This is a genomic window from Azospirillum sp. B2RO_4 (assembly GCF_051124815.1).
GTDB lineage: Bacteria > Pseudomonadota > Alphaproteobacteria > Azospirillales > Azospirillaceae > Azospirillum.
Genome location: NZ_CP118486.1, coordinates 64,607 through 89,029 on the forward strand (window position 1 = coordinate 64,607; position 24,423 = coordinate 89,029).

Consider the following 24,423-nt stretch of genomic DNA (forward strand, 5'->3'; position numbering starts at 1 on the left):
ACCCGATGACCCTCGTCATCGTGCTGGCCATCGCCCTGGCCGTCGTGCTGGGCTATGTCACCAAGATCAACATCGGCCTGTTCGCCATCGCCTTCGCCTATATCCTGGGATGTTTCGGGCTCGGGCTGAAGCCGGGCGCGGTGATCGAGATGTGGCCGCTGAAGATCTTCTTCGTCATCTTCTCGGTCTGCCTGTTCTACAGCTTCGCCCTGGTCAACGGCACGCTGGAAAAGCTGGCCGAGCATATGCTGTACCGCTGCCGCAACGTGCCGTGGGTGCTGCCCTACGCGATTCTGGTGACGGCGACGCTGATCGCGGCGATGGGCGCCGGCTATTACACCGTGCTGGCCTTCATGGCGCCGATCACGCTGCTGATGTGCCGGCGGACCGGGCTGGACATGGTGCTGGGGGCGATGGGCGCCAATTACGGCGCGCTGGCCGGCGCCAACTTCATGTCGAGCCAGAGCGGCATCATCTTCCGCGGCCTGATGACGGCGAACGGCACCAGCGACGCCGACGCCTTCCTCTACAGCGGGGTCATCTTCGCGGCGACGCTGATCATCCCGTTCTTCGTCATCACCGCGATGCTGTTCCTGTTCGGCAACCACCGCAACCTGAACGCCTCGCTCGCCGACACCGGCCGGCCGGAGCCGCTCGACGGACGGCAGCGCGTGACGCTGACCCTGACGCTGTCGATGATGGCGCTGGTCCTGCTCGGCCCGGTGCTGCATCTGGCGATGCCCGGCAACGCCACGGTGGCCTATCTGAATTCGAAGATCGACATCGGGCTGATCGCCGGCGTCTTCTCCGTCATCGCCCTGCTGCTGAAGCTCGGCGACGAGCGCAAGGCCATCGCCTCGGTGCCGTGGTCGACGCTGATCATGATTTCCGGCATGGGGATGCTGATCTCCGTCGCCATCAAGGCCGGCACCATCGCCGTGCTGGCGGCGTGGCTCGGCAGCAGCATCCCGGCCTTCCTCCTGCCGGTGGTGTTCGGCATCGTCGCCGCCGCGATGTCGCTGTTCTCCAGCACGCTGGGCGTGGTGACGCCGACGCTGTTCCCGCTGGTGCCGGCGTTGGCGACCAGCCTGTCGTTGAGCCCGGTGCTGCTGTTCACCGCCATCGTCGTCGGTGCGCAGGCGACCTCGATCTCGCCCTTCTCGTCGGGCGGCAGCCTGATCCTCGGCGCGGCGCTGGAGGAAAACGCCCGCAACACGCTGTTCACCCGGCTGCTGTTCCGCGCCGCGCCCTTCGGCATCGTTGCGGCGGTGCTGATGAACATCGTGCTGACCTTTACGCTCTGACCGGCCGTCCCGCGGTCAGAGTGAACGCATGAACTTCTTTGGCCGTCATTCCCGCGAAGGCGGGAATCCAGCCACATCCGCCGCTGATCCGCGGAGTTTCCTGGATCCCCGCCTTCGCGGGGATGACGGCCGATAATCGATTCTAAAAGCTCACGGACTTTCAGAACTCGGCCTGTTCCGCTTCCAGATAGGCGAGGCTGATGTATTTGCCGATGTTGCTGTCCCAGCCCTTGGTCTCCGCCGCGCGGGAGGCGACGCGCGGATCGGCCAGCACGGCGGCCTTGGCCTGCTCGATCGGCTGGCCGGCCTTCACGGCGGCGGCGCATGTCTGGTAGATGCCTTCGAACAGGCTGCGCTGCCACTCCGGAACGCCGGGGCCGGGCACGCCGTGGGCCGGCAGCCAGATGCGGGTGTCGCTGTCGGCCCGCAGCCGGTCCATCGTTTCGAAAGTGCCGAGATAGGAGCCGTCGTCCATGTTGGCGATGCGGCGGTCCATCATCACATCGCCGACGCACATGACTCCGTCCTCCACCACCGAAACCGACAGGTCGGACGGTGTGTGGGCGGTGCCGTAATGGTGCAGGCGCAGCCGGACGTCGCCCAGCGACAGCTCGTCGCCATGCTTGGCGTCGCGGTTGGGGGCGACGATCCGCGTCCCGGCGGAGGCCTGCGCCGTCCATTTGACCATGGAGCTTTGCCAGAAGCTGCCCTGCACCCCCAGGATCGCCTCCCGCGTGCGGGGCAGGGCGTAGCGGGGCAGATCCTCGCCGAACGCCTCGGCGAAGGCGTGGTTACCCAGCCAGTGATCGCCGTGATAATGCGTGTTGACGATGCCGACGACCGGCTTCGGCGTCAGCGTCCGCAGCATGCGGATCGCCATCTCGCCGATCTGCAGCGAGGCGCCGCTGTCGACGACGATGACGCCGTCGCGGCCGATGACGAAGGTGATGTTCGCCATCATCCCCTGGTTCTGCGGCGTCGGGAAGCCGTCGGGCGCCTGGATGATCCAGACATGCGGGCTGACCTGGACCGGCAGGCGGTCGGGCACCGGCGGTCCCTTGACGAAGGACTCCACCCCGGCGGCGAAGGCGCGGACGGCGCCCAGTCCCGGTATGGCGGCCAGGAGTGCCGCACCGGCGGTCAGCAGGCGGCGGCGGGGCAGGCGAAGCATGCGGGATCTCCTGTGACCGTTACTGTGCGGCGACCGGCGGAACCGCGGCGATGGCGGCGGCGCGCACCCGGGCTGGCCGGTCGATGGCGAGGTCGGTCAGCACGGCACCGATCCACATCGACCACAGCACCAGCCACGCCGTCGCCGTGAAGATGGACGCGCCGGACACGCCGGCTCCGACCGCGCAGCCGCCGGCCAGCACGCTGCCGAACCCCATCATGCAGCCGCCGATGATGTAGCGCCGCATGGTGGAGCCGTCGTTGAACCCCTCCAGCTTCAGGTCGCGCCCGGCCAGCCCGGCGACGAAGGCGCCCAGCGCCACGCCGGGGATCAGCCCGGTGTCGAAGCTCCAGCGGGTGCCCGGCGGCGACAGCACCAGCATCAGGAAATCGGCCGACGGCGCGGTGAAGCTGAGGGAATGGACGGTCACCGGATCGAAGGCGGAGGATGCGGCCCGCCATGTGAACCACCAGGCGGCGGCGACTGTCGCACCGACCCCGGCCGCGCCCAGCCAGGACCATCCCGACAGGGCGTTGCGCCGTGCGATCACCACGCCCGCCGCGAACCAGCCCAATCCGAACAGCAGCGCCCCGCCATGCCCGATGCCGGCCAGCGCCAGCAGGTCGCGCTGCTGGCCGCTGATGACCCACCAGCCGTTGACCGCCTCGCGCAGCGGCGACAGGACGCCGCGCATCGCCGCCTGGGCGACCACCGCGAACACCAGACCGGACAGCAGCGCCCGCAGGTTGCCGGTGGCCGACAGCACCAGCATGCGGCTGGCGCAGGCCCGCGTCAGCGTCATGCCGCAGCCGAACATCAGCCCGCCGATGACCGCGCCCGACAGGCTGCCGGGGTTGTTGAGCTGGCGGACGCTGCCGGTGTCGAACAGCCCCAGCAGGATCAACCCCTGCGTCGCCATCAACGCGGTGGAGAAGGCGATCAGCCACACCGCCAGCCGCCCGCCGAGCCGGCCATGCGCCACCTCAAGCGTCGAGGCGCGCAGGCAGAAGCGGGACCGCTGCGCCACCACGCCGAACAGCGTGCCGATCAGCAGCCCGCCCAGCGCCATGTAACGGTCCTCGCCCAGGCTTTCCATCAGGGCGTCGACGGTGAAACCCATGGCCGTTGCCTTCTCAGGGCTTGATGTAGGCGTAATGGTCGCGCGCCTGCAGTTCGGTGATACGCACGACGCCGGACGGCGTGAATTCCGCCTCCATCACGAACTGGTCCTTGCTCAGCTTGCGCCGCTTCATGGTGATCTCGCAAACCTCGAAATGGACGCCACGGCCCTTCAGGTCGGAGATCAGCGGGCCGTAGTCGATGTTGTTCTTGGTGTCCTTGGCGCCCTCCATCAGCAGGTCGACGCCGTCGGCATGGGTGACCACGCGGATCTCGGTCTTCGGCGCCACGTCCAGATGGTTGCGGATGTTGCGCAGCGCCTTGGTGCCCTGCTCGGCGGCATTGTCGATGTGGTAGACGACCTTGTCCTGGGCCAGCGCCGGGGCGGCGCCGAGGGCGAACAGCATCAGCAGGGGTGCCAGGAAACGACGAACGCTCATGGTCTGAGCCTTTCCGGATTGGAGCTTGCCCACGCCCTCAGGCGTCGAGGCCGGGATTGCCGTCCACGCCCTTCAGGGTCGGCAGATTCAGTTGCGGCGGCGCCACCGTCTTGCGGGCGCGCAGGTTGCGGGCGACGAGGTCCCAGATCGGCTCGCCGCCGGCCGTCTTCGCCTCTTCCGCCACGGGCGCCCAGCCGGCGACCTTGTAGGTCTTCGACGCCTCCAGCGGTTTGCCGTTCAGCGTCATGTCCTGGATGCGCCGGCCGGCCGGGGCGGCGGGGTCGCAGGCGTAGGAAAGGCCGCCGACACGCACCATGTCGCCGCCCTGCTGGTAATAGGGGTCGGGGTTGAACAGGTTGTCGCAGACATCCTCCAGCACCGTCTTGATCTGCTCGCCGCTCATCTGCGTCAGCGTGACGTAGGGGTAGGTGATGGCGGTCTGATCCAGCAGGTTTTCCATGGTGATGGGCTGGCCGGGCAGCAGCGTGGTGCCCCAGCGGAAACCGGGGGAGAAGGCGATCTCCGCATCCTTTTCCGCCATCAGCGCGTCGAGGATCAGCTGGTCAAAGCTGCCGTTGAAATTGCCGCGCCGGTACAGCGTGCCCTCCGTCACCGCCAGCGTCTCACCCAGCTTGGCCTCGTACGGCGCACGGACGCGGGTGATCAGCGCCTCCATCTCCGGGTCGGCGGGCAGCAGGTTGGCGAAGACCGGCAGCAGCCGGTACCGGAAGTCGGCGACCCGTCCGCCGGTCACCTGGAGGTCGAGCAGGCCCAGGAACTTGCCGTTGGAACCTGCATTGGTGACCAGCGTCTTGCCGCCGGGGTTGGCGACGATGCTGGGCGCCGGCATGCCGTCATGGGTATGGCCGCCGAGGATGGCGTCGATGCCGCGGACGCGCGACGCCATCTTCAGATCGACGTCCATGCCGTTGTGCGACAGCACGACGACCACCGCGGCGCCGGCGGCGCGGGCGGCATCGACGGTCGCCTGCATCTCCTCCTCGCGGATGCCGAAGGTCCAGTCGGCGACCATGTAGCGCGGGTTGGCGATCGGCGTGTAGGGGAAGGCCTGCCCGATCACCGCCACCGGAACGCCGTTCACGTTCCGCAGGCTGTAGGGCTTGAACACGTCGTCGCCGAAATCGGCGGTCTTGATGTTCTGGGCGACGATCTCGATGTGGCCGGCGAAGTCCTTCTCGGCGATCTCCTGCACGCGCGCCTGGCCGTAGGTGCATTCCCAATGCAGCGTCATGATGTCGACGCCCAACAGCTTGGCGGCCTCCACCATGTCCTGCCCTTGCGTCCACAGCGCGGTGCCCGACCCCTGCCAGGTATCGCCGCCGTCGAGCAGCAGGGCGCCCGGCCGGTTTGCCCGCACCCGCTTGACCAGCGTCGCCAGATGGGCGAAGCCGCCGACCTTGCCGTACTGCCCGGCCAGCCGTTCGAAGTCCAGGCAGGTGAAGGAGTGCGCCTCGCGGCTGCCGGCCTTGAGGTTGAAATGCTCCAGCAGCCGGCTGCCCACCAGATGCGGCGCCCGCCCGGCCATCTCGCCGATGCCGAGATTGACGCTCGGCTCGCGGAAATGGATCGGCTTCAGCTGGGCGTGGCAGTCGGTGATGTGCAGAAGCGAGACGTTGCCGAAGGCCGGCGCGTCATAGACCGCGTCGGCCGCCGCTTCGGCGCGGGCCAAGCCGGCGCCGGGCAGAAGCAGGCCGGCGGCGTTGGCGGCGGCCAGGACGGTGAGGAACTCGCGGCGATTCATTGTGCCGGTCCTGATTTGGCATTGACGGGAGAGTTCGGGTCGAACAGCAGCGCCATCAGGTGCTTGATCTGCGCTTCCGCCAGGATGCCCATATGGCCGGCGCGCGGCATGTTGGAGCAGGCGTTGGCCGATTTGGCGTTGTAGATCTTGGCCCAAGCCGCCTTCATCGTCTCCTCGTCCCGGCCGCGCAACGCCCCGTACTGCAGCAGGCTGGGGCCGATGGTGCCGTATGAGATCTCGGTCGGGCTGATCTGGTGGCAGTTGTAGCAGTTGCCGCCGTTGGGGGTGTCGGCCTTGTCGGTCCAGGTGTTGCCCCGGCCGCTCTGGGCGATCTTCTCGCCCTCCTTCCAGTCGCCCAGCCATTTGCCGTCGGACGGCCATTTCACCGTCGCCAGATTGGCGGCTTCGATGCGTTGGCGCTGTGCGGCGGCGGCCGGGCTGGCGGCGGCCTCGGGGTCGGAGCAGAAGGCCTGCGTCTCGTCCTGGGTCAGGCGGTCGATTTTGGCGATGCCCTTGTCCTTGAAGCTGGAAGCCAGCATGCGGGAGAAGGCGGCATCGTCGGCCCCCGGTCCCCAGGAGGGCGCGACCTTCGTCTCGGAAAGGGCGGGGCCGGCCAGCAGCAGGACGGCAAGGAAGGCAGCGTGTTTCATGGCGTGTTTCATGACGGCCTCCCTCAGCGCTTGATTCCGGGTGTCTTCATCGGCGCGCCGTTGGCGTTGGCGGCCATGAACATCGACAGGGCGATGGTGGCGTCGGAGGTGTAGACCGGTTCGGGGAAGCGCTGCTGGCGGAAGCAGTCGTTCAGCCGCCACTGCATCGACCACATCTGACCGGAGCTGACACGGTAGGCCGGCCAGCTGCCCCAGCCGGCCGCGGCGCCCTTCGGTCCCGGAATATAGGGGAGATCCTGCAGGCGGATGCGCGTGTTCTCCTGACCGTGGCAGGTGGCGCAGGCGAAGTCGTAGGGGCCGCCCTGATAATAGAACATCCGCTTGCCCAGGTCGTACATCGCCTGTTCCTTGGGATGGCTGGGCTTTACCGCGATGGGATCGTCCTTGGACTGGCCGGAGATATAGGCGGCGAGCGCGATCATCTCCTCCTTCGGCGGGGCGGTGAAGGACGCCTCGATGTAGGGCTTCGGGTCCTTGCCCTGCAGCGTCTCCATGCAGGTCAGCAGGCGCGATTCCAGATCCTGGACGCGGTCGGTGTCGGCGAAATAGCGCGGAAGCCGGGCATAGGCGCCCTTGACCACGCCGGGGCCGAGGCCGAGATCGCATTTTTCCAGCGACGCCTTCTTCGGGCCGGCCGGCGTCTTCCACAGCTCCTCGCCGCTCAGCTCGAACAGTTCGGCGGGGTTGCCGTCCTGCAGGGCCTCGCGGTAGGCCTCGATGCCCTCCTGCGCCGCATCCTTCTGCTGGGCGTAGGCCGCCGTCGCCGACACCGCTAGGAACGCCGCAATCCCAATGCTTACGCGGTCCATTTTTCCCCCCTCCCGTCCTTGTTCTTGTCCGCCCGCAAGTGCCGCGTCAGGTAACGGCCTTTAAGTGACGGTGGCCTCGTCGGTGCGGGTGTCGCCCTTGCTGTCGACCCAGGTGACGGACACCTTGTCGCCGGCCTTGCCGCCCTTGACCTTGAAGGCGAGGTAGGGGTTCTTGGAAATCGACGGCCCCCATTGCGCCTGCATCACCGTCTTGCCGTCGAGTTTGGCGGTGACCTCGTTGATGAACCAGGCGGGGATGACCGTGCCGCTGGCGTCCTTGCGCTGGCCGGTCTCCATCTCGTGGCTCATCAGCACCTTGATCTCGGTGACGCCGTCCTTGTTGGAGGCGCGGATCTTCATCGGATTGCCCATGGTCTTCTCTCCCGTCTATCCGTTCAGCCGCCGCAGCCGCCGAGCGTCACCTTGATTTCCTTGGAGGCCGCGTAGAACTTGCCGTCCGCCTTCACCAGCACCATGACGTTGGAGGTCTGGCCCATCTTGATGCGGGCGGTGACCTCGGGGATGGTGTCCGGCCCCATGTCGAAGGCGGCGGCCAGCATGTTGGGGTTCTTTTCCACCAGGATGGCGATCCGTTCGGTCTTGGGCAGCTTGCTGACCGCCTGGACCGGAACCACCGCCCCGTTCTCCGCGATGTCGGAGGCGATGATCTGCACGTCGCCGCTGTTGGCCGGTGCGCCGGCGCCCAGCGCCTTCAGCGCGTCGTCCATCGTCTTGGCGTCGAAGGCGGTCTTGTCCCAATTGGCAAGCGCCACCCGCGGCACCACGAACCCGGCCGCCGCCAGCGCCCCCAGGAAGGTCAGTACCTGACGCCGTTCCATCGCTGCCTGTGTCATGAGAGTTGCTCCTCCTCGGTCTCGTTACTTCTGCGGCGCGCCGGACAGGATCCAGGCGACCAGGGTCTTGGCGTCGTCGATGCTGAGGTCGTCCTGCGGCGGCATCGGCACGGCGCCCCAGGACCCCTCGCCGCCAGCCTTGACCTTGGACACCAGGGCCTCGGCATTGTTCTTGCCGCGATAGCGGGCGGCGATCTCGCTGTAGCTCGGGCCGACGATGCGGGTGTCGACGGCATGGCAGGACAGGCAGCCGGACTTCTCCGCCAGCGCCAGGACGGGGGAGGGTGCTTCCGCCGCCGCCGTGTCGGGACCGGTGCGCTGGCCGCGAACCGGCCCGATGACGCGGTTCTGCTCGGCGATGTTGCCGTGGGCGCCGCGGGCATGCTCGGGCAGTTGCGAGGCCAGTTCGGCCTTCGGCTTGCAGTCGGTCATGCAGACGGCGTTGGCGGTGTCGGGCTTGGCCGCCATGCCCGGAAAATCGGGGCCGGGCCACAAAGAATGGGCGGTTGTCATGCCGTTGCGGTTCGGCATCCGCTGCTGCACGTCGCGGATCGTCGCGTCGGTCAGGGTGAAGTCGTCGGGGACGATCTCCGCGAGGTTCAGAAGATAGGCCAGAACGGCATAGACGTCGTCGTCGCTCAGCGACTTCGGCGCGTTCCACGGCATGGCGCGGCGGATGTAGTCGTAGAGGGTTGACACGCTGGCGACCTTCATGAAGGTCGTCCGCGCCGGGAAATCGGTGCGCTTCAGCGCTGCGACATGGCCGGTCTTGATGTCCTCGGCGGTGGTGCCGCCGACCAGCGGGTTGAAGACGCTGTTGCTCTCACCGAAGGTGCCGTGGCAGCTGGCGCATTTCTCCTCCCAGATCTCCATGCCGCGCGACACGGTGCCGGAGCCCTTGGGCAGGCCGGTGAAGTCGGGGCCGACGTCGATGTCCCAGGCCTTGACCTCGGCCGGGGTGGCCGGGCGGCCGACGGTGGAGGCACCGTCCGCCAGCACCGGCGCCGCCCAGGCGAGCATCGCGCCGAACGCGGATGCCAGGAGGGCCGCTTTACAGGATCTGGACATTGTTCACGTCCCCGCTTTCGGCGACCTGCCAGGTCTGGATCGCGTTGTTGTGGTAGATCGACCGCGTGCCGCGCACCGCGCGCAGCTGGCCGTAGGCGGGCTGGACGAAGCCGGTCTCGTCCATGGCGCGCGACTGCAGCAGCGCCGGCCGGCCGTCCCAGTTCCAGGGCAGGGTGAAGCGGGTCAGGCATTTGGACAGGACCGGCGTCTGCAGGGTCGCTTGCGTCCAGTTGATGCCGCCGTCGACCGACACGTCCACCCGCTTGATGGCGCCGCGGCCCGACCAAGCGAGCCCGCTGATGGTGAAAAATCCCTTGTCCAGCAGTTGCTGGCCACCCGACGGGCTGGTGATGACCGACTTGCATTCCTGGATGGAGGTGTATTGCCGGTGCTGGCCGTCGGGCATGAGGTCGATGTAGTGGACCGCCTCGTCCTTGGCGGCATAGGGACGGTCGCCGACCTCGATCCGGCGCAGCCATTTCACCCACGAGACGCCCTGGACTCCCGGCACCACGAGGCGCAGCGGATAGCCGTTCTCCGGCCGCAGCATCTCGCCGTTCTGGCCGTAGGCGACCATCACCTCGCCGGACATCACCAGCTCGATCGGGATGGTGCGGGTCATCGACGACCCGTCGCCGCCCTCCGCCAGGATGAATTTGGCGGCCTTCAGGTCGGCGCCGCAATATTCCAGCAGCGTGCGCAGCGGCACCCCGGTGAACTCGCTGCAGGACAGCATGCCGTGGGTGTACTGGACGGTCGGAACCGCGACGTTGCCCCACTCCATGCCGGTGTTGGCGCCGCATTCGATGAAGTGCATGCGCGACACCGGCGGCAGCCGCATGATGTCGTCCATCGTGTAGACCCTGGGCGTCTTCACGAATTCCGGCCGGGAGCCGTTGATCATCAGCCGATGCCGGGTCGGGTCGATGTCCTGCCAACCCTGGTGGTGCCGCTCGAAATGCAGGCCGGAGGGCGTAATGATGCCGAACAGACCCTGCAGCGGCGCAAACGACACGCTGGCGGCGGCGACCTGGGTCAGGCCGGGGCTTTGCCGGCGCACCAGCCCGCGCTCGTGCTTCGACGGCAGGCCGTAGGGATTGGCCGCCACCGGCTGGCCCAGGCTGCTGCCCCAGGGGGTGGGCTTCAGGATGTCGGGATCGCCCTCAGCATTGGGGGCCGCGTCGGCCGCTGCCGCCGTACGGCCGCCCAGCGTCGCCGCGGCGGTGGCGCCGGCCGCCGCCAGAAAGCTGGCGCGCAGGAAATCGCGCCGTCCCTTGCCGACCTGTCCGATCTCGTCGGGGGTCAGGAAGTTTTCGGGCGCCCGCCGCAACCGGCCGGACAGTGCATCCGCGCCGGGGACGAGCGGATCGGTTCGGGGAGTCGCCTCTCCCGTTGGCCGCAACTTGCTCATGTCCGTCCCATTTCCTTCCGGTTCGCTGCCGGTATCTTTGTCACGCCGATGGTACGTGCAGCGAACAATCGCCGCCATCGGGTCGATTCCGGTGGCGACCAAGGGTAAACCCTTGCTTTTGGAATGGAGTGGCGGCGGAAGCCTCTGATTTCGCTCGCTAAACCCGGTCGCCGGGCGTCAGCGCCAATCGCGCGAGTTCGGCGACGGAGCGGGCGCCCATCTTCTCCATCACCATCTGGCGATGGCCCTCAACCGTCTTGACGGAGATCGACAGCGCCGTCGCGATCTCCTTGTTCTGGCGGCCGTCGAGCACCAGGGCCAGCACCTCGCGCTCGCGGCGGCTCAGTTGGGCCATCCGCGCCTCGACCGCCTCGCGACCGGCGCTGCGCACCAGCACCTCGCGGCATTTGCGGATGGCGGCGTTGACGGTGTCGAGCAGCGCCTGATCCTTCCAGGGCTTCTCGATGAAGTCCTCGGCCCCGCCCTTCAGCGCGGCGACGGCCAGCGGCACGTCGCCATGGCCGGTGACCATGATGACCGGGCGCTTGCAGCCATGGTCCTTGAGGTGGCGCAGCAGTTCGATCCCGCTCATGCCCGGCATGCGGACGTCCAGCAGGACGCAGCCCGGCCGCAGCGGCGGACGCAGGTGCGGCGAGGCCAGGAATGCCTCGGCCGACGCGAAGCTCTCGCAGGCGATGCCGACGGAGGCGAGCAGATACTGGACCGAACTGCGCATCGCCTCGTCGTCGTCCACCACCAGAACCAGGGGGGCGTCGGTCATGTGTTGGTCTCCTGGATGGACGATGGGACGGACGATGATGATACGGCTTCCCCTGCGGCCGGCGGCAGGATGAAGCGGACGGCCAGTCCGCGCGGCACACCGGGCACCGCCCAGATGCGGCCGCCATGGCGCTCGACAATAGTGCGGCAGATCGACAGGCCGAGCCCCAGACCGCCGGGCTTGGTGGTGAAGAAGGGCTCGAACATGCGCCGCCGCGAGTCCTCCGGCGCGCCCGGCCCGGAATCGCGCACCTCGATCATCACCATCCCGCCGGACAGCGCGGTCCGCAGCACGATCTCACCGCCGCCGCCACCATTATTGCCGCTCCGCGTCGCCTCCACCGCATTCTGCAGCAGGTTCAGCAGAACCTGCTGAAGCTCCACCTTGTCGGCCCTGACCTCGGGCAGCCCGTCGGCCGGCTCGGTTACGATGGACAGTCCGGGGTCGGTCGGCGCGCCGAACAGTGACAGGGTTTCCTCCACCACGGCATTCACAGAAAGGGCGGAGCGCTGGGCGTCGCGGCGGCTGACGAAGCCGCGGGTGCGCTGGATGATCGCCGCGGCCCGCTCCGCCTGCTCGGCGACCGACCGCGCCCCGGCGCGCAGCATCCCCAGGTCGGGTGCGGGGGCGTCGAGGATGCGGCTCATGCCGCCGGCGAAATTTCCGATGGCCGCCAGCGGCTGGTTCAACTCATGGGCGATGTTGCTGGCCATCTCCCCGACGATGCCCAGGCGGGAGAGCTGGTCGCGCTCCTCGCGCAAGCGCAGAGCGGTGGCTTCTGCGCGTTCGCGCTCGGCGATCTCGCGTACCAGTTCGGCGGTGCGGCGGCGGACCAGAACCTCGACACGGGCGGAATGGACCATCCACCACAGCACCGCAGCCGCCGCGATCGCCAGCCAATGCCAATTCTCGCTGAGAACCTCCTCCAGCGTCGGCGGGGTCTTCGGATAGGGGCCGATGTGCAGGGTGCGGAACAGTTCATGCACCGACGTGTAGTCGAGCGACGCGGTCCAGGTCGGCCCGTCCGCCGTCGGCATTGTCAGCAGCGCCGCGGCGACGCGCCGGGCCAGATCGCGCGGCGTGTGCGCCAGCCGGGCGAAGGGCCAGTCGGGATACAGCCGCGACGACACCCGGCAGGGCAGCTCGCCGGGCGGCTTTTCGCCGACCACCGCGAACTCGTCCGGAGCGATGCGCCCTTGCGCGGTCATCTCCTCCAGCAGGCAGGCGCGCAGCACGCCGGCGTCGGCGCTGCCGTCGCGCACCGCATCCACCACCCCTTCCATCGGAAAACCGACCGTCGTCAGCTCCGCCAGATCGGTGAAGGGGCGGACGCCTGCCTCCTCCATCTCGCGCCAGGCGATCTGGAAGCCGCCGAAGGCGTCGGTCGACACCACCGCCAACCGCTTTTTCTTCAGGTCGGCCAGCTTGCCGATCCCGGCCCGGTCGGTGCGGCGGATGATGGTCGACCCTACCGCGGCAATGGGCGTGTCCGGTGTCCCCGATTCCAGCGTCGCGATGCGCGTCACCGCGAAGCGCGCCTCCAGCGTGACGTAGCTGCCGGGGTTGGTGATGACGAAATCGACCTGCCGGTCGGCGACGGCCAGCACCATGCCGGCGAGGTCGAGCGGCAGCATGACGAAGCGGCGGTCGGGGATCGCCCGCTCCAGATAGGCCAGCGTCGGTTCCCAGTCATGGGCCGCCCGCTCCGACCCGCGGTAGGCGAGCACACCGACGCGCACCGTTTCGGGCTCGGCCCTTGCGGTGGCCGCGGAGATCAGTACGACACATGAAACTATCAGTGATTTCCACATAATCGCCAGCATAGCCCGAAGAATTGCGGGCGGGCTATGGCATCCTGTCGCCGGCGCGACCATCCGTCCCACTTCCCCGCGCCTTCGGAGCACCAATCTGTAAGGCCCGGGAGTAACGGATCATGGCTCATCTCGCAGAGACACGCACAAGCAGTCCTTCGCCGGTCGACGTACCATGGCACGCGCTGGACGCGTCCGCCGTCGCCGCCCAGCTCGACAGTCCGGCCGATGGGCTCGGCAGCGACGAGGCGGCGGCACGGCTGAAGCACTTCGGCCCCAACCGCCTGACCCCGCCGAAGCGGCGCCCGGCATGGCTGCGCTTCCTGGCGCAGTTCCACAACCTGCTGATCTACGTGCTGCTGGCGTCGGGCACGGTGGCGCTGCTGCTGCGCCATTGGACGGATGCCGGCGTGATCTTCGGCGTCGTGCTGGTCAATGCGCTGATCGGCTATATCCAGGAGGACAAGGCCGAGCAGGCGCTGGAGGCGATCCGCAACCTGCTGTCGCTCCACGCGGTGGTGCTGCGCGACGGCCATGCCGTGACCCTGGCGGCGGATGAGTTGGTGCCCGGCGACCGCGTGTTCCTGGTCTCCGGCGACCGCGTGCCGGCCGATCTGCGGCTCGACCGGACCAAGGGCCTGCTGGTGCAGGAGGCGGCGCTGACCGGCGAATCGGTTCCCACCGTCAAGTCCGCCGCCGCCGTCGCCGCCGATGCGGCGCTGGGCGACCGCGGCGGCATGGCCTATGCCGGCACGATGGTTGTCCAGGGCCAGGGCACCGGCACCGTTGTGGCGACCGGCGACGCGACGGAGGTCGGGCGCATCGGCCATCTGCTGGCCTCCGTGTCGTCCGTTGCGACGCCGCTGCTGGTGTCGATGGAGCGGTTCGGGCGCTGGCTGACCGGCGGCATCCTTCTGTTGGCGGCGGTCACCGTCGCCTACGGGCGGCTGGTCTGGGACGAGCCGTGGCAGGACATGATTCTGACCGCGGTCGGGCTGGCGGTGGCGGCGATCCCGGAAGGGCTGCCGGCGGTGATGACCATCACCATGGCGGTGGGCGTGACCCGCATGGCCCGGCGCAACGCCATCATCCGCCATCTGCCGGCGGTGGAGATGCTGGGGTCCGTCCGCACCATCTGCACCGACAAGACAGGGACGCTGACACGCAACGAACTGCTGGTGACCGATGTCGTCACCGCCGACGCGACCTATCGGGTCGGCGGCGGCGGCTATGCCCCGGAGGGGGAGATATGCCGCGACGGCCGGCTGGTCGACCCGTCCGGGGAGCCGCTGCTGCTCGATCTGGCGCGCGCGGCGCTGCTGTGCAACGACGCCGCCCTGCACCGCGATCCGGGCGGCGCGTGGCAGCTGACCGGCGACCCGACCGACGGCGCGCTGCTGGCGCTGGCGATGAAAGCGGGGCTGGACCCGGCGGATGAGGCCCGGCGCACCCCGCGCCGCGACGCACTGCCCTTCGAATCCGAACGCCAGTACATGGCGACCCTGCATCACGACCATGCCGGGCACGGCATCCTGGTGGTGAAGGGCGCGCCGGAACGGGTGCTGGCGCTCTGCGAACGGGAGCGGCACGGCGACGCGACCGCACCGCTCGACCTGCCGCGCTGGGCTGCCCTGACCGCCGAGCTGGCCGGGCAGGGGCAGCGGGTGCTGGCGCTGGCGATGCGCCGCACCTCCATCGAGCTGTCGGAACTGAATGCCGAGGATCTGCGGGAGGAGGGGCTGGAGCTGCTCGGCCTCTGCGGCCTGATCGATCCGCCGCGGGAGGAGGCCCTGGTGGCGGTCGCCGCCTGCCGGCAGGCCGGCATCACGGTGAAGATGATCACCGGCGACCATGCCGCCACCGCCGCCGCCATCGGCCGGCGCTTCGGCCTGGGCGACGGCCTGCGCGGCGGCGTCATCAGCGGCCCGGAGCTGGACCGGCTGGACGAGGCCGGATTCGCCGCCGCGGCCCATGCCAACAGTGTCTTCGCCCGCACCACGCCGGAACACAAGCTGCGGCTGATCGCGGTGCTCCAGGCGGCGGGCGACACCGTCGCCATGACCGGCGACGGCGTCAACGACGCCCCGGCGCTGAAGCGGGCCGACATCGGCGTCGCCATGGGCCGCGACGGTACGGAGGCGGCCAAGGAGGTGGCGGCGATGGTGCTGGCCGACGACAATTTCGCCTCCATCGTCCATGCGGTGGAGGAGGGGAGGACCGTCTACGACAATCTGCGCAAGACGATCCTGTTCATGCTGCCGACCAACGGCGCCCAGGCGGTGGTGATCCTGCTGGCGGTGCTGTCCGGCAGCATCCTGCCGATCACGCCGGTGCAGATCCTGTGGGTCAACATGGTCACCGCCGTGACGCTGGGTCTGGCGCTGGCCTTCGAGGCGCCGGAACCCGGCGTCATGGCCCGCCCGCCGCGCCCGCGCGACGAGCCGATCCTGGTCGGCCGGCTGGTGTGGCGGATGGTGGTGGTGCTGATGCTGCTGGTGGCGGCCAGCTTCGGCTTCTTCCATTACCACCGGATGCAGGGCGACGGGATCGAGATAGCGCGGACCATCGCCGTCAACGCCCTGGTGGTGGGGGAGATCTTCTTCCTGCTGAGCGCCCGCGGGCTGCGCGGCGAGGCGGGGGGCCGGCTGGGGCTGCTGTCGGGTCTGGCCGGCAGCCGGCCGGTCTGGCTGTCCATCGCCCTGATGATCGTGCTGCAACTGGCCTTCACCTACGCGCCGCCCTTGCAGGCCCTGTTCGGCACCGCCGCCGTCGGCGTCACCGCCTGGGTAGGGATGATCGCCGTCGGTGCCGGGCTGTTCGTGCTGATGGAGCTGGAGAAGCGGCTGCCGGGAGGTTGAGCCCGCCTCACCGTTCCCCGCCTTACCGTTCAAGGACATATTGTCCCGGCGCCGGGCAGAGCGGGCCGAAGCCGCGCTTCGCCGACCCGACGGCGCGCGCCGCCACCGGCTCCGCGTCCGACTGGCGGTCCAGCCAGTCGGCCCAGGGGCGCCACCACGACCCGGTGGCGGCAGGCGTCGAGTCCAGCCACAGGTCGGGGTCGACATAGCGGTCGTCCGGTCCCCGCTCGCTCATGCGGTATTGGCGGTCGGGACGGTCGGGGCCGGCGACGATGCCGGCATTGTGGCCGCCGTCGGTCAGGAGGAAGGTGATGGCGGTGTCGCTCTGCAGGTTGATCTTGTAGACCGACCGCCAGGGTGCCACATGGTCGCGCCGCGTTCCGACGGCGAAAATCGGCGCCCGGATGTCGGACAGGGCGACCGGGCGGCCCTCCACCCTGTAGCGTCCTTCCGACAGGTCGTTGCCCAGCAGCAATTGGTGCATGTATTCCGAATGCATCCGGTAGGGCAGCCGCGTGCCATCGGCATTCCAGGCCATCAGGTCGGTCACCTCGGGCCGCCGGCCGCGCAGATATTGCTGGACCGCCTGCGACCAGATCAGGTCGTTCGATCGCAGCATCTGGAAGGCGCCGGACATCTGCGTGGTGTCGAGGTATCCCGCCTCCCACATGATGTCCTCCAGGTAGGCGACCTGGCTTTCATTGATGAAGAGCATCAGTTCGCCGGCTTCCGTGAAGTCGGTCTGGGCCGCCAGAAGAGTCATCGTCTTCAGCCGGCGGTCCCCGTCGCGGGCCATTGCGGCGGCGGCGATCGTCAGCAGCGTGCCGCCCAGGCAATAGCCGCAGGCATGCACGGGCGGCGGCGGCCGGTCTTCCGTGCCACAGATCGCGCAGATGGCGTCGAGCGCCGCCATCACCCCCAGCCGCCGGTATTCGTCGAGACCGTAGTCGCGCATCTCCGGCCCCGGATTGCGCCAGGAGATGGCGAACACCGTGAAACCACGGCCGACCAGATAACGGATCAGGGAATTTTCGGGCGACAGGTCGAGGATATAGTATTTCATGATCCAGGCCGGCACGATCAGCACCGGTTCGGCATGGACCGACCCAGTCGATGGTGCGTACTGGATCAACTCGATCAGCTCGTTCCGGAAGACGACGCTGCCCGGCGTCACCGCCACATCCCGGCCGACTTGGAACGCATCGAAGCCCTTCGCCTGCTGTCCGGTCATCAGCCGCAGGGCGTCTTCCGCCCAATTGGCCATGCCGAAGGCGAAGTTCAGTCCGCCGGTGGCGATGACCGTGCGTAGGGTCTCGGGATTGGTGAAGGGGGTGTTGGACGGCGCCGCCACGTCGAGAAGCTGACGGGCGACGAACGGCACGATGCGGGCGTTGGCTTGCGACAGGCCGGGGACGCCGGTGGTTGCGTTGTGCATCCACTGTTGCGCCAGCAGAAAGGACTGGGCATAGAGCGAGTAGGGAAACTGCCGCCAGTCGGGATGGGCGAAGCGGCGGTCGCCCGGCAGCGGTTCGATGCAGGGCGGGGTGTCGCGGTCGATGGCCGCGGCCCCGGCATAGACCATCAGCCGCACCAGCTTGCGCACCGCCTTGTCGGCCAGCACGGCCTGCTTGCCCGGCGCATTGCCCAGATGCATCGCCCAGTCGGCAAAGGCCAGCGTTACCGCCGCCGGCGAGACCGACAGGGTGAAACGTCCCTGCCATGCATGCACCAGCCGGTCGATGATCTCGCCGCTGAAGGGCAGGTAGGGAAATCCATAGGCCGGGCTGCGCATCGCCGTTCCCGGCATCTCCGTCGGAACAGCCGCGGCGGGTGCAGGTGCGGACTGGCCGGGGGCGACAGGCCGGTCGGCTTTCAATTGGGCCATCGGCATGGCTCTTCTCCTTGGCTTGGCAACCGTCTGTGCAACGGTGTCACCCATCCCAGCAGCTTGGGGAGAGCCCGGCCTTAACGTCGGTTAAGGCCGGCATCGGAAAGCCATGGCTGAATGGAGTCATTCTCCCGATTCGGTTGCACGAATGCCGTTCAGGGAGGCCGGCAATGGAGTGCGAAACCGCCATTGACGAATTTCAAAACCGCAAAATAGGGAGACGGGCCATGGTCATCACCTTCGAAGACTGTGTCGGCATGAGCGGACTGACGAAGGAGGAGATCGACGCGATCGCCACGCACGAGCATCTGCCGGAGATCGTCGCCTCCGAACTGGGCAGCTATCTGGTCGCGACCGAAGCGGGGCAGGGCGAAATCCGCCGCATGATCGAGGACGACATCGCCGAGGCGAAGGCGCACGGACAGCTTGAGCGGACCGTGCTGCTGAAACTCGTCCTGTGCCATTTCCTGCAGGAACATGCGGCCGCCCGTACCGTCGATCCCTGACGGACGGGATCGCCGGCGGCCGGTCTGACCGTCGGCGATCCTGTATTCAGCGGCGCTACTGGCGCGGCCGGGAGATCAGGACGTGGTCAGGACTTGGCGATCTCGATGGTGCGCTTGGTGGGCTTGCTCGGCTCGGCCTTCGGCAGCACGATGGTGAGCACGCCGTTCTTCATGCTGGCGGTGATCGCCTCCGCCTTCACATTGGCCGGCAACCGGAAGGTGCGGGCGTACAGACCATAGCGGCGCTCCGAGAAGTAGCGGTTCTTGTCCTTTTCTTCCGTCTCCTCCTTCTTCTCGGCCTTGACGGTCAGGATGTCGTCCTGGATGGAAACCTCGGCATCCTTCTCGTCCATGCCGGGGATTTCCAGGGTGACGCGGTACTCGGTCTCCCGTTCCTCCACTTCGGCCGGGGGTACGATCGCCTCCAGGTCGGCGTCGCCGCGCAACAGCGGCTCCAGGCCGAATGCCGGGCGGCGGCTCCACGGGAAGCGCATCATCGACGACGCCTCGTCGAACAGGCGGTCGAACTCGTCGCGCAGCGCGAAAAGCGGATGGCGATTGCGCTCCGCGACTTCCTTGGCCGCCAGACCGGTGCTCTTGATTTCCTTCGGCTTTTCGGCGGCGTTCGTTTCGGTCATGGTCATGGCATCCTCCTGGTTTTTCCTTGGGATTACCCTTGTGACGCAATGGCTTTTAGCACCCGGCGGAGCCGGCCGACTTTATCTGGATTAAGGCCGGTCGATGTTTCGCCGGAGAAGGCGGTCGACGCTGCGGTTCGCCCGGTCGATCGGGATGGCGAAGCCGATGCCGCTGTTGCCGACGGCCGACCCGATCAGGCTGTCGTTGACCCCGACCAGCTCGCCCCGGAGAGTCACCAGCGCGCCGCCCGAATTGCCGGGATTGATCGAGGCGTCGGTCTGGATGAAGGAACCGTCGGGTTCGGTCGGATTGCGCGCGCCCAGCCCGCTGACGATCCCCAGCGTCGCGGTTTGGGCGAGGCCGAACGGGTTCCCGATCGCCACCACGAAATCGCCCACGCGCAGTTCGTCGGAATTCCCCAGCGGCACCGCCACGAGGTCGCGCGCCTCGACCTGGATCACCGCGATGTCGCCGGCCGCGTCGGTGCCGACGATGCGGCCGGGGAGGCTCCGTGCGTCCTTCAGCGTGACGGTGATGTCGTCCGCCCCATCGACAAGGTGGCGGGTGGTGAGGATTGTGCCGGTGGGCGCGTCGATGACGATTCCGGACCCTTGGACGAGGAACCGCCCCTCCTCCGGCTGCATGCGCTTGGGCAGGCCGAGCATGGCGCGGAACTCCGGGTCACGGATCAGGGCCATCTCCTCGGCGGAGAACTGGCCGCTTGCCGCGATGCTGACCACCCCCGGCAGGACCCGCTCCAGCATGGGAGCAAGCGTCGGCATGGCATTCGGCGGCAGGGACGGCGATTCGAGGGAGCCGTTCAGGGCGCAGGCGCCGAGGCTCGCCAGCACCGCCGATCCGATCGCCGTGCGTCGCACCAGATCGACGATCCGTTTTGCGATCTGTCGAGACATGCGCTGCGCCCCTGGCTGCTATCGCCGCACCTCCCGGCCGGCGCGGAACCCGCACCGGCAGGGAGGCTTCCTCATTTGCCCTGTATGGTCTGGATGTAATAGACCAGCTCCAGGATCTTGCCGCGCACGACCTGTTCCGACCCCCAGGGCCAGAAGTCCTGCACCGACTCGGCCCTGAACGCCGATCCCCAGACCGGCATTTCCCGCGGGCCATGGGCACCGATCGCCTCGCGCCCATCGATCATCCCATAGAGATAGTCGAGCGGGAAGACGCCCTTGTTGCGCTCGCGGATGGTGGTCAGATCCGCAGGCTTCCTGGTGAGGTAATCGGCGTAGGGACCGTCGCCATGGCCGGAGCGGCCGTGGCACACCGCGCAGTTGGCGAAGTAGGAGGATTGACCGATCGGCTCGTCGGACTTTCCGGTGGCCTTTTCGGAGCGCGATTGCGCAAGCGCCGGCGAGCACAGCGCAGCGATGCCCATGACCATGACGATCCGGGCGAAAAGCCGCCCGCCGGACAGGGTAGGGTGCATGGTGCCCTCCATCGTTGATGTCGGAACAGAATGGCGCAGGGCGGAGCGTGGGGCCTTAACCGGGATTAATGCCGCGGCGATGAGATCGTCCGATCCTGGTCTTGGGAATGTCGGGAACGCCCCGGTCCCGTCAGTCGGAGGGATGGACCATGTACCGCAAGATCCTTGTTCCGCTGTCCAACGCGGCCGGCAGCATGGATGCCGCGCTCGACGCCGCACTCTTCATCGGCCGCGTCTTCGGATCCCGTGTCGAGGTGCTGTATGCGCGCCCCAGCCCGGAGAACCTGATCCTAGTGCTCGGGAAAGGCTTTGCCGGCACGATGCTGGAAAACGCCATGCGGGAGGTCCAGGCGAAGATCGCGCGGGATTGCGAGGCAGCCCATGAGCGGATGCAAGGGCATCTCCGCCAAGCGGCAGCGGCCGGCCGTGATGCGGAGATGGTCTGGCGGGAGGTCGAAGGGCCGGCCGACAAGATGATCGCGTCGGAAGGGCGCTTCGCGGATCTCATCCTCTTCGCCAAGCCCAAGCATGACGGCGTGACCGACAGCGTCTGGCGGTCGATGTTCGATGCCGCCCTGTTCGGAACGGCCCGCCCGGTGATCCTGACTCCCTTCTCGGCCGTGCGGCCCATCGGGTCGAAAATCATGATCGCGTGGAACGGGAGCCCTCAGGCAACCAGGGCCATGGTGGCGGCGTTGCCCCTGCTGCGCCATGCGCAGGAGGTCCTCATCGGAACCTTCGGATTGGGGGACGGCATTCACGCCGATACGGAGCGGCTGCAGGACTATCTGATGATGCAGGGGGTCGAGGCCAAGGCCGAACATCTGCCGGCAAGCCTGCGCGAGACCGGCAGCGTCCTGCTTGCGATGGCGGCCCAATTCGGCGCCGACCTGCTCGTCATGGGCGGGCATGGCCGCAACCGCTTGCGGCAGTGGACGTTGGGAAGCACCACGTCCCATGTGGTGGGGCTGGCCGCCATACCGGTGCTGATGGTGCATTGAGGCATGGTCGCGCCCGCACGATGGGGGATGGTCATTGGATGTGGGTGGAGGCACTGCGCCAGACGCCCTCGCGCCAGCGGTTCGGCTCCAGTGGCGGAGACGGGAGGACTGCGGAGCAGGGCGCCGGCGTTGCGGTCATCTCCGCCAGACCGGCCAGCCGCTGCCAGTCCATCACGCGCAGGCGCCCCTTGGCGAAGGACAGCAGCCCGGCGGCCCGCATTTCCTTCAAGGTCCGGCAGACGTGAACCGAGGTCAGGCCGGTCGCGTCGGCGATCACCGTCTGGCTGATCGGAAGCGCGAACTCGTCCATGCCGGCTCCGGCCTCCCGGAACTGGCGTTGGCACAGCGCCAGCAGGAGACGGGCGATCCGTTCGGCCGCTGTGCATGTGCCGAGCCCGCCCAGCAGACGCCAGTCCGAGATCGTCTCCGCCGCCAGAAGCGACCACATCCGCGATGTCAATTCGGGTGCGGACTGGCAGAATCGCAGAAGCGGCTGGCGCGGGATCGGACAGGCGGTGAGGTCGGTCAGCGCCTCCACCGTGCAGGGCATGCAGCCGTCGGCCGTCGTCTCGAACCCGACCATGCTGCCGGGCATGGCGAAGCGAAGCACCTGTCGACGCCCGTTCTCGTGGAAGACGGACACCGCCGCCCAGCCCCGGCGAACGATGAACACCATCTCGCTGCCGTCCCCTTCGGCGAAGACGCAGCCACCCGCAGGCACATGCCAGAGCGGGTGCTTGATGGTGCCCAGCGCCTGGAGTTGCGCGTCGGAGGCGCTTGCGCATAGCCCGTCGCGTCGAACCGGGCAGGATTGGCATTCGGGCCGCATGGGATGCCTTTCTCGCATGTGCCTAATGTTTCGGCTCGCTCCGGCTTTTCAGATGCAACTGGGAGAGCACTTCAGCCTGCGCCAGGGAATCGATCAGGGCGGAAACGATCACGTGGCTGCCGATGGGGCCGTCCGCCGCTTCCTGGGCCGCATCCAGATGTCCGTCGAGACGGCAGGCCACGGTCAGCTTGACGGCGACGCCGAGCGGGGTTTGGGCCGGGGTGCAGATGAGCGAGCGCAGCAGCCAGTTCCGCCGGGCGGCTTCGCCGTCTTCGGATTCGCGGTAGCGCTCGTGCAGCAGCAGGAGAGCGTGATCGCTGTGCGAGCCGCTTGCAAGTGCGGCGACAGCAAAGCTCAAGAGTTCTGCGTAGAGCGCTTCGCTGTTCGAAAAGCCATGCGATGACGACATGGTCGTCTCCACAGAACCGTCAGAGAGCGGTGAGGGCGATGAGGCAATCGACTTGGAATCAAAATTTGCGCCCCGGTAAGGTGCGGGCGATTTGACATGGATCAAACCTGCGGAAACCCATACCAAAGAGTCGTCGGCCTATTCAGAACGGCATGGCTTTGCAGTTCTTGCGGGGGGGCGCTGCGGATCGGCATGCAGGGGGCCTTCGGCCCGGCGGCGCAATGGGCAGCCTGATCGCTTTGCGGGCAGTCCGGGCGCCATCGGAGCGACCAAAGTGCTGACGGAGGGTCAAGGACGGGACTGGTACGGGTGTTGCACAGCCTTTGCGCCTTCATCCCGCCTTTTCCTCTTCACCACAGGAGCACCGCCATGAAGCGCGAAGACGTCACTGAAAAGATCCTCAGCAAGAAGCGTCTGGCGCGGCTGACCTGGGCGGAGATTGCCGGGCGTATCGGCGGCGCCTCTCCCATTCTGATCACCGCGGCGCTGATGGGACAGATGCCGATGACAGCCGAACAGGCGGCCGTCGCGGCGGAACTGTTCGGCCTGGACGAGGAGGAGACGCTGCTTCTCCTGGAAATCCCCTATCGCGGTTCGCTGCCCACCGCCGTGCCGACCGATCCGCTGATCTACCGCTTCTACGAGCTCGTGTCGGTCTATGGCACCACCTGGAAGGAACTGATCCAGGAGGAGTTCGGCGACGGCATCATGAGCGCCATCGACTTCGAGATGGAAATGGACCGGCAGCCGGACCCCAAGGGCGACCGCGTGAAGATCACCATGTCCGGCAAGTTCCTGCCCTACAAGCGCTTCTGAGCCTGGACCGGCCACCGCCGCCCGTTCCTGGCCGTGCCCGACCGTGGGTTGTGTACGGACGGACGGGCGCCGGCATCCTTCGGGGCACGCCGACTGCCTGCTTGTCCGGTCGGAAAGGTGGCGTAGGATCGACTCCCGGTCTTCTGAACATGGCGCCGACAGGCGCCGGGCAGGGCAGGGAGGACATCATGGCGCAAGCGGATCTGGCGTGGCTGCGGACCCTTTACCAGCGTTATGGCGCCGGCGAGGTGCAGGCGGTGTTCGATCACCTGTCTCCCGATGTGGAATGGGTTTCCAACCGGGAGTCGGCCGTCTTCGCTCCCATCTCCGGGACATTCCGGGGGCCGGAGGGCGTCCGCCAGTATTTCGACGGGCTGATCCGGGATTGGAGCATCGATCGTCACGACATGCTGGACATCACGGTGGAAGGCGAGGATGTCCGGGTGACGAATCTGGTCGGCGCCACCTACCGCAAGACCGGCAAGCGGATCGAGACGGTGACACACCACCACCTGCGCGTGAACGACGGCCGCATCGAGCGCTTCGAAGAACGGTTCGACGATGCCGCCGTCGCGCTCGGATGCGAAGCCGGTTGCGGCGAGGAGACGGCAGCCGACGTGGCGCGTCCGGGCTGAGGTCTAGCCCTTCGGCGGTGCGGCGTCGTTCCGGGAGGATGCGAGGAAGGCTTCGATGGTGGCCAGCGCCATGCGTTCGTCTTCGATGACGACATGCCGGCGGAGTTCCTGCACCGCCGCGGCCAGACCGCCCGATGCAAAGGCCCGGTGAACCGCCTGGGTGGCCTTTTCGTCGATGAGTTGCATGATGTCCA

25 protein-coding genes are annotated in these 24,423 nt (G+C 67.8%); 6 read left to right on the top strand and 19 right to left on the bottom strand.

The window, feature by feature from the left end; genetic code table 11:
* Positions 1-5 precede the first annotated feature (5 nt).
* A complete protein-coding gene (locus PWS46_RS14310; protein WP_434621231.1) occupies positions 6-1,304 on the top strand; it encodes an SLC13 family permease in 1,299 nt (432 codons plus the stop codon).
* A gap of 160 nt (positions 1,305-1,464) precedes the next feature.
* Here the strand turns inward: PWS46_RS14310 and PWS46_RS14315 are convergent, their stop codons facing one another.
* The 12 genes from PWS46_RS14315 to PWS46_RS14370 all read right to left on the bottom strand — a co-directional run bounded on the left by PWS46_RS14315 (position 1,465) and on the right by PWS46_RS14370 (position 13,129).
* Positions 1,465-2,475 (bottom strand): MBL fold metallo-hydrolase, encoded by a 1,011-nt coding sequence (locus tag PWS46_RS14315; RefSeq protein WP_434621234.1) that lies wholly within the window; start codon positions 2,473-2,475, stop codon positions 1,465-1,467.
* Positions 2,476-2,494: 19 nt separating this feature from the next.
* Positions 2,495-3,595, bottom strand: coding sequence for a YeeE/YedE family protein (locus PWS46_RS14320; protein WP_434621237.1), 1,101 nt, complete (start codon positions 3,593-3,595; stop codon positions 2,495-2,497).
* 13 nt (positions 3,596-3,608) lie between these two features.
* Positions 3,609-4,034, bottom strand: coding sequence for a DsrE family protein (locus tag PWS46_RS14325; protein ID WP_434621240.1), 426 nt, complete (start codon positions 4,032-4,034; stop codon positions 3,609-3,611).
* 37 nt (positions 4,035-4,071) lie between these two features.
* The gene (gene soxB, locus PWS46_RS14330; RefSeq protein ID WP_434621243.1) at positions 4,072-5,796 is read right to left on the bottom strand and encodes a thiosulfohydrolase SoxB; all 1,725 of its coding nucleotides are present in this window, start codon (positions 5,794-5,796) and stop codon (positions 4,072-4,074) included.
* Positions 5,793-6,458 (bottom strand): sulfur oxidation c-type cytochrome SoxX, encoded by a 666-nt coding sequence (soxX, locus tag PWS46_RS14335; protein ID WP_434621246.1) that lies wholly within the window; start codon positions 6,456-6,458, stop codon positions 5,793-5,795. The genes soxB and soxX overlap by 4 nt, the downstream gene beginning before the upstream one ends.
* A gap of 11 nt (positions 6,459-6,469) precedes the next feature.
* Positions 6,470-7,276 carry a sulfur oxidation c-type cytochrome SoxA gene (gene soxA / locus PWS46_RS14340; RefSeq protein WP_434621249.1) on the bottom strand — a complete coding sequence of 269 codons (807 nt, stop codon included), beginning with the start codon at positions 7,274-7,276 and terminating at the stop codon, positions 6,470-6,472.
* A 60-nt stretch (positions 7,277-7,336) separates the two neighbouring features.
* A complete protein-coding gene (gene soxZ / locus PWS46_RS14345; protein ID WP_434621252.1) occupies positions 7,337-7,648 on the bottom strand; it encodes a thiosulfate oxidation carrier complex protein SoxZ in 312 nt (103 codons plus the stop codon).
* Between the two features lie 23 nt (positions 7,649-7,671).
* The gene (gene soxY / locus PWS46_RS14350; protein ID WP_434621254.1) at positions 7,672-8,130 is read right to left on the bottom strand and encodes a thiosulfate oxidation carrier protein SoxY; all 459 of its coding nucleotides are present in this window, start codon (positions 8,128-8,130) and stop codon (positions 7,672-7,674) included.
* A 24-nt stretch (positions 8,131-8,154) separates the two neighbouring features.
* Entirely contained in the window at positions 8,155-9,150 is a 996-nt protein-coding gene (locus PWS46_RS14355) for a c-type cytochrome (RefSeq protein WP_434621257.1), read from the bottom strand.
* 31 nt (positions 9,151-9,181) lie between these two features.
* Positions 9,182-10,609 carry a sulfite dehydrogenase gene (soxC, locus tag PWS46_RS14360; RefSeq protein WP_434621260.1) on the bottom strand — a complete coding sequence of 476 codons (1,428 nt, stop codon included), beginning with the start codon at positions 10,607-10,609 and terminating at the stop codon, positions 9,182-9,184.
* A 157-nt stretch (positions 10,610-10,766) separates the two neighbouring features.
* A complete protein-coding gene (locus tag PWS46_RS14365; protein WP_434621263.1) occupies positions 10,767-11,390 on the bottom strand; it encodes a response regulator transcription factor in 624 nt (207 codons plus the stop codon).
* Complete coding sequence (locus PWS46_RS14370) at positions 11,387-13,129, bottom strand: sensor histidine kinase (protein ID WP_434621266.1); 1,743 nt, start codon at positions 13,127-13,129, stop codon at positions 11,387-11,389. Before PWS46_RS14370 ends, PWS46_RS14365 begins: the two co-directional genes overlap by 4 nt.
* 194 nt (positions 13,130-13,323) lie before the next feature.
* Here PWS46_RS14370 and PWS46_RS14375 point away from each other — a divergent pair, with 194 nt between their 5' ends.
* A complete protein-coding gene (locus PWS46_RS14375) occupies positions 13,324-16,059 on the top strand; it encodes an HAD-IC family P-type ATPase (RefSeq protein WP_434621269.1) in 2,736 nt (911 codons plus the stop codon).
* Positions 16,060-16,081: 22 nt separating this feature from the next.
* On the opposite strand, the gene PWS46_RS14380 is transcribed toward PWS46_RS14375, so the two are convergent.
* Positions 16,082-17,950, bottom strand: coding sequence for a PHA/PHB synthase family protein (locus PWS46_RS14380; protein ID WP_434621272.1), 1,869 nt, complete (start codon positions 17,948-17,950; stop codon positions 16,082-16,084).
* Positions 17,951-18,174: 224 nt separating this feature from the next.
* Between PWS46_RS14380 and PWS46_RS14385 the strand changes: the two genes are divergently transcribed.
* The gene (locus PWS46_RS14385) at positions 18,175-18,453 is read left to right on the top strand and encodes a hypothetical protein (protein ID WP_434621275.1); all 279 of its coding nucleotides are present in this window, start codon (positions 18,175-18,177) and stop codon (positions 18,451-18,453) included.
* An 86-nt stretch (positions 18,454-18,539) separates the two neighbouring features.
* On the opposite strand, the gene PWS46_RS14390 is transcribed toward PWS46_RS14385, so the two are convergent.
* The 3 genes from PWS46_RS14390 to PWS46_RS14400 all read right to left on the bottom strand — a co-directional run bounded on the left by PWS46_RS14390 (position 18,540) and on the right by PWS46_RS14400 (position 20,539).
* Positions 18,540-19,097, bottom strand: coding sequence for an Hsp20/alpha crystallin family protein (locus tag PWS46_RS14390; RefSeq protein ID WP_434621278.1), 558 nt, complete (start codon positions 19,095-19,097; stop codon positions 18,540-18,542).
* An 84-nt stretch (positions 19,098-19,181) separates the two neighbouring features.
* Complete coding sequence (locus tag PWS46_RS14395; protein ID WP_434621281.1) at positions 19,182-20,006, bottom strand: trypsin-like peptidase domain-containing protein; 825 nt, start codon at positions 20,004-20,006, stop codon at positions 19,182-19,184.
* A 71-nt stretch (positions 20,007-20,077) separates the two neighbouring features.
* Positions 20,078-20,539 (bottom strand): c-type cytochrome, encoded by a 462-nt coding sequence (locus PWS46_RS14400; protein ID WP_434621284.1) that lies wholly within the window; start codon positions 20,537-20,539, stop codon positions 20,078-20,080.
* 194 nt (positions 20,540-20,733) lie between these two features.
* On the opposite strand from PWS46_RS14400, the gene PWS46_RS14405 reads away from it, so the two are divergent.
* Entirely contained in the window at positions 20,734-21,540 is an 807-nt protein-coding gene (locus PWS46_RS14405) for a universal stress protein (RefSeq protein WP_434621287.1), read from the top strand.
* 31 nt (positions 21,541-21,571) lie between these two features.
* On the opposite strand, the gene PWS46_RS14410 is transcribed toward PWS46_RS14405, so the two are convergent.
* The gene (locus PWS46_RS14410; RefSeq protein WP_434621290.1) at positions 21,572-22,369 is read right to left on the bottom strand and encodes a Crp/Fnr family transcriptional regulator; all 798 of its coding nucleotides are present in this window, start codon (positions 22,367-22,369) and stop codon (positions 21,572-21,574) included.
* 22 nt (positions 22,370-22,391) lie between these two features.
* Positions 22,392-22,778: a hypothetical protein gene (locus tag PWS46_RS14415; protein WP_434621293.1), complete on the bottom strand. Its 387-nt coding sequence runs from the start codon at positions 22,776-22,778 to the stop codon at positions 22,392-22,394.
* A gap of 369 nt (positions 22,779-23,147) precedes the next feature.
* On the opposite strand from PWS46_RS14415, the gene cynS reads away from it, so the two are divergent.
* Entirely contained in the window at positions 23,148-23,594 is a 447-nt protein-coding gene (gene cynS / locus PWS46_RS14420) for a cyanase (protein ID WP_434621296.1), read from the top strand.
* Positions 23,595-23,782: 188 nt separating this feature from the next.
* Positions 23,783-24,229 (top strand): nuclear transport factor 2 family protein, encoded by a 447-nt coding sequence (locus PWS46_RS14425; RefSeq protein WP_434621299.1) that lies wholly within the window; start codon positions 23,783-23,785, stop codon positions 24,227-24,229.
* A gap of 3 nt (positions 24,230-24,232) precedes the next feature.
* Here PWS46_RS14425 and PWS46_RS14430 read toward each other — a convergent pair whose 3' ends face one another.
* Positions 24,233-24,415 (bottom strand): hypothetical protein, encoded by a 183-nt coding sequence (locus PWS46_RS14430; protein WP_434621302.1) that lies wholly within the window; start codon positions 24,413-24,415, stop codon positions 24,233-24,235.
* Positions 24,416-24,423 lie beyond the last annotated feature (8 nt).